General features: G+C 48.2%; 17 protein-coding genes. All 17 read left to right on the forward strand.

What is annotated here, in order from left to right; translation table 11 throughout:
- Window positions 1–195: 195 nt before the first annotated feature.
- The 17 genes from HP401_RS35010 to lysS all read left to right on the forward strand — a co-directional run bounded on the left by HP401_RS35010 (window position 196) and on the right by lysS (window position 15,740).
- On the forward strand, window positions 196–1,140 hold the full coding sequence (locus HP401_RS35010) for a sigma-70 family RNA polymerase sigma factor (RefSeq protein WP_016738841.1): 945 nt from the start codon (window positions 196–198) through the stop codon (window positions 1,138–1,140).
- Window positions 1,141–1,303: 163 nt separating this feature from the next.
- The gene (gene hslO, locus HP401_RS35015) at window positions 1,304–2,176 is read left to right on the forward strand and encodes an Hsp33 family molecular chaperone HslO (RefSeq protein ID WP_016738840.1); all 873 of its coding nucleotides are present in this window, start codon (window positions 1,304–1,306) and stop codon (window positions 2,174–2,176) included.
- A gap of 28 nt (window positions 2,177–2,204) precedes the next feature.
- Entirely contained in the window at window positions 2,205–3,107 is a 903-nt protein-coding gene (locus HP401_RS35020) for a peptidyl-prolyl cis-trans isomerase (RefSeq protein WP_173607230.1), read from the forward strand.
- Between the two features lie 82 nt (window positions 3,108–3,189).
- Window positions 3,190–4,122, forward strand: coding sequence for a cysteine synthase A (gene cysK, locus HP401_RS35025; protein ID WP_012683940.1), 933 nt, complete (start codon window positions 3,190–3,192; stop codon window positions 4,120–4,122).
- Window positions 4,123–4,242: 120 nt separating this feature from the next.
- Window positions 4,243–5,736, forward strand: coding sequence for an anthranilate synthase component I family protein (locus tag HP401_RS35030; protein ID WP_173607231.1), 1,494 nt, complete (start codon window positions 4,243–4,245; stop codon window positions 5,734–5,736).
- 17 nt (window positions 5,737–5,753) lie between these two features.
- Entirely contained in the window at window positions 5,754–6,338 is a 585-nt protein-coding gene (pabA, locus tag HP401_RS35035) for an aminodeoxychorismate/anthranilate synthase component II (RefSeq protein ID WP_012683942.1), read from the forward strand.
- A gap of 136 nt (window positions 6,339–6,474) precedes the next feature.
- Window positions 6,475–8,118, forward strand: coding sequence for a PhoX family protein (locus tag HP401_RS35040; protein ID WP_173607232.1), 1,644 nt, complete (start codon window positions 6,475–6,477; stop codon window positions 8,116–8,118).
- Between the two features lie 20 nt (window positions 8,119–8,138).
- Complete coding sequence (gene tatA / locus HP401_RS35045; RefSeq protein ID WP_017247013.1) at window positions 8,139–8,339, forward strand: twin-arginine translocase TatA/TatE family subunit; 201 nt, start codon at window positions 8,139–8,141, stop codon at window positions 8,337–8,339.
- 69 nt (window positions 8,340–8,408) lie between these two features.
- On the forward strand, window positions 8,409–9,137 hold the full coding sequence (gene tatC / locus HP401_RS35050; protein ID WP_173607233.1) for a twin-arginine translocase subunit TatC: 729 nt from the start codon (window positions 8,409–8,411) through the stop codon (window positions 9,135–9,137).
- Between the two features lie 38 nt (window positions 9,138–9,175).
- Window positions 9,176–10,021 (forward strand): aminodeoxychorismate lyase, encoded by an 846-nt coding sequence (gene pabC / locus HP401_RS35055; RefSeq protein ID WP_173607234.1) that lies wholly within the window; start codon window positions 9,176–9,178, stop codon window positions 10,019–10,021.
- A 52-nt stretch (window positions 10,022–10,073) separates the two neighbouring features.
- Window positions 10,074–11,261, forward strand: coding sequence for a dihydropteroate synthase (gene folP, locus HP401_RS35060; RefSeq protein ID WP_173607235.1), 1,188 nt, complete (start codon window positions 10,074–10,076; stop codon window positions 11,259–11,261).
- 3 nt (window positions 11,262–11,264) lie between these two features.
- The gene (gene folB, locus HP401_RS35065) at window positions 11,265–11,636 is read left to right on the forward strand and encodes a dihydroneopterin aldolase (protein WP_064203224.1); all 372 of its coding nucleotides are present in this window, start codon (window positions 11,265–11,267) and stop codon (window positions 11,634–11,636) included.
- Window positions 11,633–12,163: a 2-amino-4-hydroxy-6-hydroxymethyldihydropteridine diphosphokinase gene (gene folK, locus HP401_RS35070; RefSeq protein ID WP_012683948.1), complete on the forward strand. Its 531-nt coding sequence runs from the start codon at window positions 11,633–11,635 to the stop codon at window positions 12,161–12,163. Before folB ends, folK begins: the two co-directional genes overlap by 4 nt.
- Window positions 12,115–12,324, forward strand: coding sequence for a helix-turn-helix domain-containing protein (locus tag HP401_RS35075; RefSeq protein ID WP_012683949.1), 210 nt, complete (start codon window positions 12,115–12,117; stop codon window positions 12,322–12,324). Before folK ends, HP401_RS35075 begins: the two co-directional genes overlap by 49 nt.
- Before the next feature lie 70 nt (window positions 12,325–12,394).
- Window positions 12,395–13,423 (forward strand): tRNA dihydrouridine synthase DusB, encoded by a 1,029-nt coding sequence (dusB, locus tag HP401_RS35080; RefSeq protein WP_173607236.1) that lies wholly within the window; start codon window positions 12,395–12,397, stop codon window positions 13,421–13,423.
- A 217-nt stretch (window positions 13,424–13,640) separates the two neighbouring features.
- Window positions 13,641–14,117 carry a transcription elongation factor GreA gene (gene greA / locus HP401_RS35085; protein ID WP_007725265.1) on the forward strand — a complete coding sequence of 159 codons (477 nt, stop codon included), beginning with the start codon at window positions 13,641–13,643 and terminating at the stop codon, window positions 14,115–14,117.
- Between the two features lie 102 nt (window positions 14,118–14,219).
- Window positions 14,220–15,740, forward strand: a complete 1,521-nt coding sequence (gene lysS, locus HP401_RS35090; protein WP_173607237.1) for a lysine--tRNA ligase — start codon at window positions 14,220–14,222, stop codon at window positions 15,738–15,740.
- The last annotated feature ends 248 nt before the right edge of the window (window positions 15,741–15,988 follow it).

The raw sequence follows: 15,988 nt of genomic DNA on the forward strand, positions 1-15,988 counted from the left end.
GGATGGCTATTCTTCATAAACTTTTAACTCTAGCCTATGAAAGGGCTTTCATCAACTATTCTGAGAGGAGAACTGTTAATATTCTGTTAACTGGCAGGAATCGGACAGGTTTTGTCGAAATACGGATACAGTAAAACATTCCGTGACTCACCTACTTCATCGTGATCTTCCATTCCAGAGAAGTGAGGGTTGCATATGACTCTGAGTACCTCCTCGTTCCATTCAACTCCCCGTCGTTGGCGGGAAGTGGAGACACAGTTGGGAATTGTTGTCCCTAGATCGCTTCGATCGGACACTTCTGCTCTACTGTTTTTGGAAAGCGTCGCTGCAACACCTATGTTGGACAAAGAAGAAGAGCTTGCTTGCCTGATTCGCTATCAAAGGGATGGCGATCTTGAAGCACGTGAAACGATTGTGCGCGCCTATTTACGATACGTAGTTAGTACCGCTTTGCGCCATTTGAAAAGAGGGATGCCGTTCCTGGATTTGATTCAGGAGGGCACGATAGGTTTGTTTACCGCGATTGACAAATTTGATGTGGGACGAGGCGTGCGTCTCTATCATTACTCGCACTGGTGGATCTCTCAAGCGATCACCCGTGCCATCAACGACAAAGCAACTCTGATTCGCATTCCTGTCCACATGCATGAGCAGATTCGCCAGTATCAAAAGCAAGTATTACATCTCGTCCATGCTTTGAACCGGACGCCAGATCGGCAGGAGATTGCCGTACTCCTGGATATTCCATTAGAAAAGGTGGAGGCCATTGAACTGGCTCTCATGATGAAGATGGAATCCATCGACGCTGAACTGGATAGTGAGAAATGGCAGGCTTGGCATGAAGACGAGAGCTTGAGCTACGCAGAAATCATGGATGATGGGTTGTCCTCGCTGGATGACTGGATTGAAAAAGTAGACCTTCGCTCGCAAATGCGCGCAGCGTTGGATCGACTTAGTCCCCGCGCCCAAGAAATTATCTCCATGCGTTATGGTCTCTATGATGATCAAGTGTACACGCTGGAGGAAGTGGGGAAAATGTTTGGTCTTACCCGCGAGCGTATTCGCCAAATTGAAGCGACGACGATTGACCGATTGCGAACGCAAAAAGCCTCGCACGTATTAAAAGATTATTTAACCTAACATAGGATTTAGTTATTTCGGCCCCTCTTCGTACAGAGGGGTCTTTTCTGTCAGAAATGGTCGAATCCTCAAAGTGTCAGACTCACAGCGGGAGAGGCGTAGTCTTTTTCTCCTTGTGGTAAACTGGTAAGATAGCTTCATGATTGAAAAGGAGGATCGCTACATGGGCGATTATATGATAAGAGCAACTGGTTTTAATGGGCATGTTCGTGCATTTGCCGCACGCACGACAGAATCTGTTGAAGATATGCGTCGTCGTCACGACATGTGGAATACAGCGACAGCCGCAGCGGGACGTACGCTGACCATTACCTTGATGATGGGGGCTATGTTAAAAGGAAACGAGAGCCTCCATGTCAAAGTAAAAGGAGGCGGACCAATCGGGCAGATCATGGCGGAAGCAAACGCACATGGTGAAGGAATCGCGTATGTATCCAACCCGCACGTCCACTTTGAGCTAAACGATAAAGGCAAGCTCGATGTAGCGCGTGCAGTGGGAACAGACGGGTTTGTGTACGTAACGAAAGATCTCGGTCTCAAGGAGCCGTATCAAGGCAGCGCGCCGATCGTTTCTGGTGAGATTGGGGAAGACTTCACGTATTATTTTGTGATGTCCGAGCAAACGCCTTCAGCAGTAGGGGTGGGTGTACTGGTTAATCCTGAGGACCGTTCTGTTTTGGCTGCGGGTGGTTTTATTCTTCAGCTGTTGCCGAATACGCCTGAAGAGGTTGTGGCAGCCATTGAAGAGCGTCTAGGACAGCTTCCACAGGTTTCTCGCATGATTGGCGAAGGTTTGACTCCTGAAGAGATTTTGGCCCGCGTATTGGATGAGCCAAAAATCCTGAGCCGCACGGAGATTCAATTTAGCTGCAAATGTTCAGCGGATAAGGTAGTTCAGGCACTGATCAGCATGGGACGCGAAGAAATGGAAGGTCTGATTGAGGAACAGGGCGAAGCAGAAGTACACTGTCATTTCTGTAATGAACGTTACCATTATGACAGATCCGCGTTGGAAGACATCCTGAAAGACATGTAAGCGCGGCGTCAAGTAGGGGAGTGTTGGCATGACCAACGTAAAAGGGTTGTGGGCATTCATTGGGGCGCTTGTATTGTTGCTGCTTGCCGTTACCTGGGCATGGTACCAGGCATCAGGCAAGCTGCAGCCTGCCGCCATCGTAGGGGATAAGACGATTAGCAACGACGAGTATGTAACGGCACTGAAACAAAAGTTCGGTAAGCAAGTGCTAAACGACATGATTAATCGGGAAGTCGTTTTTCAAGAGGCGAAGCGATCCGGCATTACGGTTGATCCGAAGCAGCTGGAGCAAGAGCTTTCCCAGATTCGCGACAGTTACGGCAGTCGGACTGAGAGTGAGTTTGAGGCTGCGCTAATCAAACAAGCGGGGACGACCGTGGAAGCCCTAAAGCAAGAGATTTCTTATCAAATCCTGCTGCAAACCTTGGCAACGAAGGACATGACCATCAAGGATGAAGAGATATTAAACGTCTACAATAGCCGATCTGACCGTTATACCCGACCGATGCAGGTGCGTTTAGGACAAATCGTCGTGGCTTCTCAAAAAGAAGCAGAACAAGTTTTGGCTGATTTAAAAAACGGAGCCGACTTTCAGACGATTGCCAAAGCGCGTTCGATTGATGCGGATACAGCGGTGAATGGCGGCGATGTAGGCTGGGTTTCCATCAAGGATAATCGATTGCCTGACGAGGCGAAGCCCATTGTAGAAAAGCTGGAGAAAGACAAATATAGCGAAGCGATCAAAATACAAGATCAATACGTCATTTATCAACTGACAGAGCGCAGGGAAGCCAGTCAACGGACGTTTGAAGAGGTAAAAGATGAGCTGCGTCGAGAAATCGCATTTGCCCAGGTTGAGTCGCTGGATGTCGTGCTGGAGCGATTGCGAAAATCGGTAGGGGTCCAGATTTCTGGGCAAATGCCTCATTGACCAAATAGGCTACCGTTGATATAATTATGTCAATAAATCCTAGCGTTTTACTCGGTTATGAAAAATAGGAGGGGCAGAACATATGCGCGTGGCTAATTCCATTACCGATTTGATTGGATTTACTCCGCTTGTAAAGCTGAATCGTGTTGTCACCGAAGATATTGCAGACATTTACTTGAAGCTGGAGTTCTTCAACCCGGGCAGCAGTGTAAAAGACCGAATTGCGTTGTCGATGATTGAGGCAGCAGAGGCAGATGGGAGTCTAAAACCGGGTGATACCATCATTGAACCTACGAGCGGAAATACCGGTATTGGACTCGCGATGGTTGCTGCTGCAAAAGGATATCGTGCTATTCTGGTCATGCCAGAGACGATGAGTATGGAGCGACGCAACCTGTTGCGTGCGTATGGTGCGGAGCTGGTTCTCACACCAGGCAGCGAAGGGATGGGCGGAGCGATTCGCAAAGCGGAAGAGCTGGCGAAAGAAGATAGCTCTTATTTCATTCCGCAACAATTTAAAAATCTAGCAAACCCGGCCATTCACCGCGAGACGACTGCCCGTGAGCTGTTGGACCAAGCGAAGGAAATCGGCGGCGTAGATGCGTTTATTTCCGGTATCGGTACAGGCGGAACGATTACGGGTGTAGGGCAGGTTCTTCGTGAACACTATCCGAATGTACAAATCGTGGCTGTTGAGCCTGCGGCTTCGCCAGTTTTGTCTGGCGGCAAACCAGGTCCACATAAGATCCAAGGGATCGGGGCTGGCTTTGTCCCGGATATTCTCGATACACAAATTTACGACGAAATCATTAAGGTAGAAAACGAGGACGCTTTTGAAACCGCGCGTCGTGTAGCTCGTCAGGAAGGCATTCTCGGCGGGATTTCTTCTGGAGCAGCGATCCATGCGGCTCTGCAAGTAGCAGCGAAGCTGGGCAAAGGCAAAAAAGTGATCGCTATCATTCCTTCGAATGGGGAGCGTTATTTGTCCACGCCTCTGTATCAGTTCGAAGATTGATTGTAAAAAGATACCGGTATGACCACGAAGCGCACGTTGGCGACGTGGTCTTTTCTTTTTGTGTCAGGCAACTATATAATGAACGGATAAATAGTGAAAACCGGAGCGTGAAGAGGAAGAATGTTCCCTACCTTTGCTGATTGCCAGACATATGCCTTATCTTATTCGTTGGTTCCCCTAGCCCTGCGTAGACCATGGTCTTCGACGATTGATCCGTGGCAGGTACTCACAAAACTACAGCCTTCTCTGCAAAATGCTGTCCTGTTGGAAAGTGGACGAGCTGGGCGGTATACCTTTTTGGCATATGAGCCAATCGCTACGCTACGCAGTCAGCGAGGAGAAACCATCGTTTCGTACCCAGAAGGAAAAATTGAGAGCATAGAAGCTCTAAACCCATTGAATGCTTTACGAGAGCTGCTCTCTCGTTACCGTACGCCTGCGCTTCCAGGTATGCCAGATTTTGCTGGTGGAGCCGTAGGCTATATTAGCTATGAGATGAACCGCTTTTTTGAGCCTAGCTTGCCACAGATAGCGACTGATGACTTACAGTTGCCAGACCTGTATGTTATGATAATGCAAGACCTTCTTGTCTTTGATCATGAGACCCGAGAGATCATTTGTCTGACGCATTTGAATGCGGGCAATTTGACCGAAGAGAGCTATCGACAAGCAGCACTCCAGCTGGAAAAACGTATCGACTCAATTGCTTCATTGGCAATGGATCACGATGAGACAGATTGGGAAGCTTTGCGTAAAAGACCGCTTGCCAAGCTAGTGCCAGCGTCCGTATCCTTTGCCAAAGACCAATTCGAGGAAGCTGTTCGCCGGGTGCAGGAGTACATCGCCCAAGGGGATGTTTTTCAGGTCAATCTGTCGGTACGGCAAAGTAAGCCGGTGCAGGTGACTGCCCCAGAAGTGTACGATGTGCTTCGCAAGCTGAATCCGTCTCCTTATATGGGCTATCTGAGCTTCCCTGAATTTCAATTGGTTAGTGCCTCGCCAGAGCTACTTGTAAAAGTAAAAGGCAAGGAAGTGCATACGCGTCCAATCGCCGGTACACGTCCGCGTGGATTAACGGATGAGCAAGACGATGCATTGGCCCGTGAACTGATTGATAATGAAAAGGAACGCGCAGAGCATGTCATGCTGGTTGATCTGGAACGCAATGACATGGGCCGTGTCTGTCGTTTTGGCAGCGTGGAGGTCAGCGAATTCATGGTCGTGGAGAAATATTCCCACGTCATGCATATCGTCTCTCATGTCAAAGGAGAGCTGGCAGCAGGCAAGGATGCGCTTGATGCGATCGAAGCGACTTTTCCGGGAGGAACGATCACCGGAGCGCCCAAGGTTCGCACGATGGAAATCATCGAAGAGCTGGAGCCAGTCAAGCGAGGCGTCTATACGGGATCAATCGGCTGGTTTGGCTTCAATGGTGATATCGAGGTCAACATTGCCATCCGCACGATGGTGATCAAGGATGGCGTAGCTCATGTCCAGGCTGGAGCGGGTATCGTGATTGACTCGGTTCCGGAGGCCGAGTACGCCGAGTCATTGAAAAAGGCAGAAGCGTTGTGGAAAGCACTTGAGTTGAGCGAGCAGAGAACGATGAGTTGAGAGGAGACGAGTGTACGATGATTTTGATGATTGATAACTACGATTCCTTTACCTACAATTTGGTGCAGTATGTGGGAGAGCTTGGGGAAGAGCTCCAAGTGTATCGCAATGACAAGATTACGTTGGAAGAAATCGAGCGACTGGCACCTGATTATTTGATGGTGTCTCCAGGACCGTGCACGCCAAATGAAGCGGGGATCAGCATGGATGCGATCCGCCATTTTGCCGGAAAAATTCCGATCATGGGTGTTTGCTTGGGCCATCAGTCCATTGGGCAAGTGTTTGGCGGAAAAGTCATTCGGGCCGAGCGCTTGATGCACGGAAAGACGTCGGAAGTTTTCCATGATGGCAAAACTATCTTTCAGGACATCCCGTCCCCTTTTACAGCGGCACGCTACCATTCCTTGATTATCGAGGAAGCGTCGATTCCGAGTGAGCTGGAAGTAACCGCTCGGACAGCCGAAGGTGAAATTATGGCTGTGCGCCATCGGGAGTACCCAATCGAGGGCGTCCAGTTCCACCCTGAATCGATTATTACCGAGCACGGCAAGCAATTGCTGAAGAACTTCCTTACTGCATACGCGCGCCATACGACAGGTTAACACATAGATACGACAGGAAAACCGCCTTTTTTCGAGGGCGGTTTTTTATTTACATACTCTTTATATAACATTCATGGTTCCTCGATATACGGCTTGTACAATGAAACCGAAGAAGGTAAAAAAGGAGAGATAGTAAATGGATGTAAATCGTCGACAGTTTTTGACTTATCTCGGTGTAGGGACAGCGGCGTTGGCTTCGGTAGCAACAGGAATTCCTGCCCTGGCAGCTGGCGGTACCCTATCAGGAAAAACGGCTGATCATCTGTTTGGTCTCGATACAAAGAAGCATAACTTCAATCCGAAATTCAAGGAAATTCATCCAACTACAAAAGACGATGTTGTACTGCCGGAAGGTTTTAAATACGATGTAGTGGCTTCCTATGGGGATAAGATCAATGCAGCAGGAGATACCTTCGGGTTCAACAACGACTTCACCTGTTTCCTGCCAATCGAAGGCAAGTCCGATCATGGCCTCTTGTGGGTAAATCACGAATATTTAGGTGAGTTGGAATATTACGTAAATGGCTATGACAATTTGAATGCAGATGCAGATGACAACAAACGTACCCCTGAGCAAATCAAGAAGTACTTGTATGCACTTGGCGGTTCCATTATTGAAATCAAAAAAGAAAATGGCACATGGAAGCTTGTTTCCGATTCCAAATATGGTCGTCGGGTAAGTGGGCTGACCAAGCATGTGCTGACGGGTCCAGCAGCTTCCATTGCTAAAGAAGTGACCGGAACATTTGCGAACTGCTCCGGCGGCGTGACGATGTGGAATACAATTCTTTCCTGCGAGGAAAACTACATGGACGTTGTCGGTGATTGCAAGCTGCCTGAAGCCGAGCACTATGGCTGGGTTGTTGAGGTAGATCCATTTGATCCAAAATCGACTCCGAAGAAGCATACAGCATTGGGCAGATTCTCCCACGAAAACACGGCAATGGTTCTGGCTCCGTCTGGACAACTGGTCGTCTACATGGGGGATGATGCGAAAGACCAATACGTGTATAAGTATGTATCCAAAGGCAAATACGATCCGAAGGCGGGGAAAAGCAATTCCAAGCTGCTTGAAGAGGGTACACTGTACGTTGCCAACTTCGGTAAGGGCAAGTGGATTGCGTTGGATTTCGCAACAAACGAAGCACTGAAAAAAGCAATCAATGCAGATGGCAAACCGATGTTCGCTTCTCAGGCTGACGTGCTTCTCAACTGCCGAGATGCATCCAAAGCAGTAGGGGCTACCCCGATGGATCGCCCAGAAGACCTGGAAGTTCATCCGATTGATGGTTCCGTCTTCATTGCCTTGACCAACAACGACAAGCATGGCAACTTCTACGGACAAATCGTTCGCCTGTTCGAGAATGACAACAACCATGCAGGTTTGGAGTTTACGTTTGAGATTTTTGCAGCAGGTGGACCACAAAGCGGTTTTGCGGCGCCAGACAACATGGCTTTCGACAGCGCGGGTAACCTGTGGGTCGTGACAGACATCTCGTCCTCGTCGATGAACAGCGGCATTTATAAATCCTTTGGTAACAATGGTGTGTTTTTCATTCCAACAACGGGTAACAGCAAGGGAGAAGCCGCACAATTCGCGTCTGCACCTGTAGGCGCTGAAATGACAGGTCCTTGGTTCACCCCTGATGAAAAAACACTGTTCCTGGCGGTGCAGCATCCAGGTGAAAACCTGAAGTCGTATGACAAGCCAACCAGCCACTGGCCTAAAGGCGGAAATGCAGTAGCTATGCCGAGCGTGATTGCTATTACAGGTTTCTAGGACAAGGAGTGTAACAGATTATGCTGTCGAGCATCGGTATTCCTGGATTAATTCTGATCCTGATCATTGCTTTGGTGATTTTCGGGCCGAGTAAACTGCCAGAGATCGGTCGTGCTTTTGGACGAACCTTGACCGAATTTAAAACCGCAGCAAAAGATTTGACCAAAGACGATGATGAAAAAGAGAAGGCTCCAGAAGAAGCGTTGAAACGAATTAACTAATCCAGCCTGAGTGAAGGCGGTGCGTACACGAGACGCACTGCCTTTTTCCGCGCATGAGGAGGAGTTCGAGTGAGCAAAGAGATGCCTATACTTGAGCATGTTACAGACCTGCGCCGCAGAATTTTGATTGTGCTGTCCGTTCTTGTTGTCAGTATGGTTATCTGCTTTTTATTTGTGGATCATATTTATTTGGCGTTAGCGAATCATTCAGGGGAAAAGCTGGCGATTCTTGGTCCGGGAGATATCCTGTCGATCTATGTAAAGCTGGCAGCAGTCGGTGCGCTTGCGATTACAATCCCGGTTGCCGCTTATCAAGTTTGGCGTTTTGTGGTGCCCGCATTGGAAGAAAGAGAGCGAAAAGTGGCGCTCATGTATATCCCGGCTCTATTCCTGCTGTTTATTTTCGGTCTTTCCTTCGCCTACTTTGTGCTATTTCCGATGATGTACAAATTTGTGTTGGGTTTATCCAACGGGAATTTTGAACTGGTCATTACAGCGAACGATTACTTCACCTTCATGCTCAATCTTTGCCTGCCGTTTGGGTTGCTTTTTGAACTGCCGGTTGTTGTTTTGTTTTTGAGCCATTTGGGGATTCTCAACCCGCATCGCTTGGCTAAAATACGCAAACCCGCCTATTTGGTGCTCGCGATTATCTCTATTACCATTACACCGCCTGATTTCCTCTCCGATATTATGGTAATTGTGCCACTCATCGTTTTATATGAAATCTCCATTACTATCTCGCGTTTCGTACACGGCAAACGCTCGGAGAAAACGGTGCTTTCTTCGGAAGTGTGATATGATGCTCTCGACTATATTATCGGGAGAGAGCGCAGATGCACGTTTATGTAAACGGAACGATTTGTCCGGCTCATGAGGCTACCGTATCGGTATTGGATCACGGGTTTTTGTACGGTATTGGTTTGTTTGAAACATTACGTGTATACGACCGCAAGCTATTTCTATGGGATGCCCATTACGCCCGGCTTTGTTCCGGGCTTTTTGCGTTGCAGATTCAACCTGCTTGGACCAAGGAAGAGCTGGCAGAAGCCATCTTGATGACCATCGATGCCAACGAATTGCGTGATGCTTACGTCCGCTTGAGTGTTACAGCAGGCGCAGAAGGAGTGGGCTTGGTAGCAGGGGGATACGAGCGCCCGTCCTTATTCGTATTTGCCAAACCTGTAGCACCTCTGGCAGTACCTCCCATGCCAAAACGGTTGCAGACATTGGCGTTGGCTAGACAGACAGCAGAAGGCCAGCAGCGCTTTAAATCGCACAATTACTTAAACAATGCCCTTGCTCGCCAAGAACTCGGTGCCCGTCCCGATGTGGAAGGTCTTTTTTTGACGCATGATGGCTTCGTGGCGGAAGGAATTGTGAGCAATGTGTTCTGGGTCAAGAACGGCCAGTTGTTTACCCCTTCTATTGATACGGGCATTCTTGATGGTGTGACGCGGCGACATGTTTTGGCGTTGGCACAGCAATTATCGATGCCTGTCGAAGAAGGTCGATATCGCTTGGAGGAGCTGCTCAACGCTGATGAAGTCTTTACGACAAATTCCGTGCAAGAGATCGTTCCAATTACCGAAATTGACGGGTATTCCGTCCCTTCGACATATGGTACATATTCGTGCGAACTGCACCGCGCCTACCGTCAGTCTGTAGCGGCTAGCGAGTAAATTATGGTATGCTACTATTCAATGTGCGAAGACGGAAAAAGGGAGTTTGATCATGAAATACAATTCATTTCGAATCCATGCTGCGACCTTCGCTGAGATGGTTTCGGAGCTTGTCAAAAGGGGAGTTCCTGTTCCTGAAGCGGAACGCATGACGGAAGCGGGGACGAGCCTGAAGATTCACACGGAAAACATGAGTGTGGCAACAGCACAGAGTGTGAGAGAGATTATGCACTCTTTCGATGCGGAAGCTGTTATCTCAGACCAACCACGTACTGCCGACAAAAAATACGTGCTGCTGTTGGCTTCACACAAGAAGATGGATTTGGTGTTGGATTATATGAAAACCCAAACAGAAGAACTACGAGCGTTGGCGGCAGAGGTACGGGAAGTTTTAGCTATGCCTGCCAAGCTTCGTGCTCGGCGTGAGCTGAACTGTGGCCAGTATGTCCTGCCATTGGGGGAGCGTACGCTAGTCATGGGTATTTTGAATGTGACGCCTGATTCATTTTCGGATGGCGGCCGTTATGTCGATGTGGAGGCAGCACTGGCACAAGCGCGTGCAATGGTTGAGGCTGGAGCTGACCTGATTGATATCGGGGGAGAATCGACACGTCCGGGGTCGGAAGCAGTCGATGAGGCGACGGAGCTGGACAGAGTGCTGCCAGTCATTCGGACGCTTTCGCAGGAATTGTCTGTTCCGCTGTCCATTGACACGTACAAAGCGTCGGTTGCAGAACGGGCTATTATGGAGGGGGCACATATCATCAATGATGTATGGGGAGCGAAGCGTGACCCGCGGATGGCAGAGGTAGCTGCTCGTCTCGATGTGCCCATTATCCTGATGCACAACCGCGAAGACACGAACTATCACGACTTTTTCCCAAACTATATTAAAGACCTGCGTGAGTCCGTACAGATCGCCTTGCAGGCAGGGGTAAAGCAGGAGCGAATCATCCTCGATCCGGGGATCGGGTTTGTAAGGACTGTCGAGCAAAATCTCGAAACGATGCGCAGGCTGGATGATCTGGTAGGGCTGGGCTATCCCGTTCTACTTGCTACTTCACGCAAGCGGATGATCGGTCATGTTCTCGACTTGCCTGTAGATGAACGTGTCGAAGGTACGGCAGCGACAGTTGCTCTCGGGGCGGCAAAAGGCTGCCATATGGTACGGGTGCATGATGTCAAAGAAATGAAGCGCGTTACGAAGATGATGGACGCGATGCTAAAAGGGGGCATTTAAACCGTGGATAAAATCTACTTCAATGGCATGTCTTTTTACGGATATCACGGTGTATTTGGAGCAGAGGCTGAACTGGGCCAACGGTTTTATGTCGATTTGGAGCTATCGCTCGATTTATCCAAAGCCGGAGCAAGTGACGATCTTCACGATACAGTCAATTACGCCGATATCTTTACTTGTGTGCAAAAAATTGTCGAGGGTGAACGATTTCATCTGGTAGAAAAACTGACCGCTGTGATAGCAGAACGTCTACTGGAGCAATTCCCTTTGCATGAAGTCAAAGCAAAAGTGACCAAGCCGAATCCGCCGATCAATGGGCATTATGAGTCGGTTGCGATTGAGATGATCCGTAGAAGAGAGGATTTTGCTTCATGACAGTTTGTGCGTATTTGGCGCTAGGCTCCAATCTCGGGGATCGGGCACAGAACTTGCGCCGGGCGATACAGAGATTGAACGAGCAACCTGGAATTCGCGTGCTACGTGTCTCCTCTGTTTATGAGACCGATCCATTTGGTTACGTCGAGCAAGATGCATTTCTAAATATGGCGATCGCTGTGGAAACAGAACAGAGCCCGGATCAGCTGCTAGAGACGGCTCTGTCAGTAGAGCGAGAGCTAGGTCGTGTGCGAACGGTACGATGGGGACCGCGCACAATTGATATTGACTTACTGTTGTACGGGACATCTCGTGTTTCGCAAGACAATCTCATGATTCCTCATCCCGGGCTGAGCGAGCGTGCTTTTGTACTCGTGCCGCTTCGAGACGTTTGGGAAGGCGGCGTTTTACCTGAGCATAACCAGACCATTGATCATTATCTTTCCTTATTGGTAGAAGATCACAAGGGGGTACGTGAGTGGGGAGCAATCAACTGGGAAATCGAATCCGGTCCTTCCGAAAGCTAAAAGGGTATACACAACAGTCCCTTTCGGACAAGATGGGAGTGTCATTGTCTTTTGTTGGATCACTAGAGAGAGGAACTCGTACGCCAACAGAGCCTGTATTACGGAAGATCGCCAGCACTTTACAGGTAGACTACGATGAATTATGTGCTATAAATAAGTGATGTAATGAAGTTTGGATAGGATTGTCCTCTCCAAGACCCCGACTAAGCGGGAATAAGGAGGCGAATATAGATGAAAATCGGCAATATTGAATTAAAGAACAACGTAGTGCTCGCTCCAATGGCAGGTGTCTGTAACCCTGCTTTTCGTCTGATTGCCAAGGAGTTCGGTACTGGATTAGTTTGCGCCGAGATGGTAAGCGACAAAGGCATTGTGCACGGAAACAAAAAAACGATAGATATGCTATTTGTCGACGAACGCGAAAAACCACTAAGTTTGCAGATTTTTGGTGGAGACAAGGAAACCTTGGTGAGTGCAGCGAAATATGTAGACCAGCACACGAACGCGGATATCATTGATATCAACATGGGCTGTCCTGTGCCGAAAATTACGAGCTGTGATGCAGGTGCGCGTCTGTTGCTCGATCCAGATAAAATCTACGAAGTCGTATCTTCTGTGGTCGATGCGGTCGACAAGCCGGTTACCGTCAAGATGAGATTGGGCTGGGACGAAGACCATCTGTACGTACTGGATAATGCCAAGGCAGTAGAACGTGCAGGCGGCAAAGCGATCGCTGTTCATGGACGCACCCGCGTACAAATGTACAAAGGGAAAGCCGACTGGGACTGGATCCGTCGAGTGAAGGAAACCGTTTCGATTCCAGTAATCGGGAACGGGGATGTGGCTACTCCTGAGGATGCGAGACGCATGCTGGATACAACGGGATGCGATGGTGTTATGATTGGGCGGGCTGCGCTCGGAAATCCATGGATGCTGTATCGCACCATTCAATACCTGACGACGGGAGAGCTGGGTCCAGAGCCAACCGCACGTGAAAAGATGAATATTTGTTTATTGCATGCAGAGCGTTTAATCGCGCTGAAGGGTCCGAGAGTGGGAGTCCTTGAGATGCGTAAGCACGCGGCGTATTACTTGAAAGGCTTGAAGGGCTCGACGCACACGAAAAATCTCGTGAATGCGGTTGAGACAGAAGAGGAGCTTCGCAGCGTCCTCATGAACTTTGTTGACTGGATCGAAAACTACGCAGATGACAACGAAGAACTGCTGGAAACAGCAAGTGATGAGGCTGTCAGCTACTAAAACTGGTGGTTCATTCCAGACATTGACAAGGGTTCCTTCATATCCTATAATACTCCGTAATATTGGGTGCCGAGCTGCCAGTCCTCACTGGCAGCTTTACCTTTGAACCTCACAGACGATTGCATTCTGCTGTATATTGTATAGAACATCTACATATAATCCTTTGTACTTTACCCAGTATAAATGGAATCATTTTTTAAAACGGGGGAATTGAACCATGTCTGAAAAAGAAGTCATCCTTACACCTGAAGGTTTAACAAAGCTGGAACAAGAGCTTGAAGATTTGAAAACGGTTAAACGTAAGGAAGTAGCTGCTCGTATTAAAGAAGCGATTAGCTTTGGAGATATCAGTGAGAACTCTGAATACGAAGAAGCAAAGAATGAGCAAGCGTTCATTGAAGGTCGCATTCTGACCCTGGAAAAAATGCTACGCAATGCCCGTATCATCACAAATGAAGATGTAGATACAGGTGTTGTAAGCGTTGGATCCCGCGTGAAGCTGAAAGACCTAGAGTTCGGTGATGTTATGGATTACACGATTGTAGGTTCTGCTGAATCCGATCCGATGAACAACAAGATTTCCAACGAGTCCCCGGTAGGTCAAGCACTCCTCGGCAAAGCAAAAGGCGCGATTGTTGACGTGAACGTACCGGCAGGAGTCATTCAGTACGAGATTCTTGATATTAACCTGTAAGCAGTGGATCTATGGCGTACCTTTTGCGAGGTACGCCGTATCGCTATTATAAAAGTCTGTACAAAATTGTTAATGCAGGCATTTTCTAGAGGAGTGAGCAAAATGGCAAACGAGCAAGACCTTCAGCAGGAAGAACAGCAACAGGAAGGGCTTCACGAGCTTCTTCAAGTTCGTCACGACAAAATGAATCAATTGCGTGAGTGGGGCTTTGATCCGTTCGGTAAAAAATTCGAGCAAACGCATCACGCTGCAGATATAACGAAAGCTTTTAGCGAAAAGAGCAAGGAAGAGCTGGAAGCGGAAGAGAACGTGGTTACGATTGCAGGCCGCTTGATGGCGAAACGTGGAATGGGTAAGGCGAGCTTTGCTCAACTGCTGGATCGTTCCGGTCAGATTCAAATCTACGTCCGTCAGGATACTGTTGGGGAAGAGCTGAGCAAAGTATTTGATTTGGCTGATATCGGTGACATGATCGGTGTAACTGGTGTTGTTTTCAAAACAAAAACGGGTGAGCTCAGTGTAAAAGCAAAGGAACTATCCTACCTGACGAAATCATTGCGTCCACTACCTGAGAAATACCATGGTCTCAAAGATATCGAGACTCGCTACCGTAAGCGTTACGTGGATTTGATTGTGAATCCAGAAGTTCGCGATACGTTCATTACGCGTAGCCGTATTCTGACTTCGATGCGTCGTTATTTGGACAACCTTGGCTATCTGGAAGTAGAAACACCTACACTCCACGCGATTGCCGGTGGTGCATCTGCTCGTCCATTTATCACGCATCACAATGCGTTGGATATGCAGCTGTATATGCGTATTGCAATTGAATTGCACTTGAAACGCCTGATCGTTGGTGGCCTGGAGAAGGTGTATGAGATCGGTCGCGTATACCGCAACGAAGGGATCTCTACTCGTCACAACCCTGAGTTCACGATGATTGAGCTGTATGAAGCCTATGCCGACTACCAGGATATCATGAGCCTGACAGAAGAAATGGTTGCTCATATTGCACAGGAAGTATTGGGCACCATGAAAATTCAATACCAAGGCAATGAGATTGACCTGACACCAAAATGGCGTCGTGTACACATGGTAGATTTGATTAAGGAAAATCTCGGCGTCGATTTCTGGAAGGAAATGAGCGACGACGAAGCGCGTGCTTTGGCAAAAGAGCATGGCATATCCGTTGAGCCTCACCATACGTTCGGACATGTAGTGAATGAATTCTTTGAGCAAAAGCTGGAGCATACGTTGATTCAGCCTACCTTTGTTTACGGTCATCCTGTGGCGATTTCGCCATTGGCGAAGAAAAATGACCAGGATCCGCGATTCACGGATCGTTTTGAGTTGTTTATCGTAGCTCGTGAGCATGCTAATGCATTTACAGAGCTCAATGATCCAATTGACCAGCGTGAACGCTTTGAAGCGCAGCTCTTGGAAAAAGAAGCTGGTAACGACGAAGCGCATGATATGGACGACGATTTCATTGAAGCACTTGAGTACGGTATGCCGCCAACTGGAGGACTTGGAATCGGAATTGACCGTCTGGTAATGCTGTTGACCAACTCTCCTTCCATTCGCGACGTACTGTTGTTCCCTCACATGCGTAACCGCGACTAGTCTTTTGTAGAATAGAACCATCTGAGAAAAACTCAGGTGGTTCTATTTTTTTACTTGCACTTAAAATGGTTAAGTGTTATATTAATACCTGTTCTTCTTTTTTACTTAATCGATCACGAAAATGATGTGAAAATAGTTCTTGCTTTTCCCTCAAGGTATGTGATAGATTAATGAGGTCGCTGAAAAACATGTTGAAAAAACTTGTTGACACGGCCTGGACAACCTGATAAGATGAAATGGTTGTTGTG

It is taken from the genome of Brevibacillus sp. HB2.2, from assembly GCF_013284275.1.
Taxonomy (GTDB): Bacteria; Bacillota; Bacilli; order Brevibacillales; family Brevibacillaceae; genus Brevibacillus; species Brevibacillus brevis_D.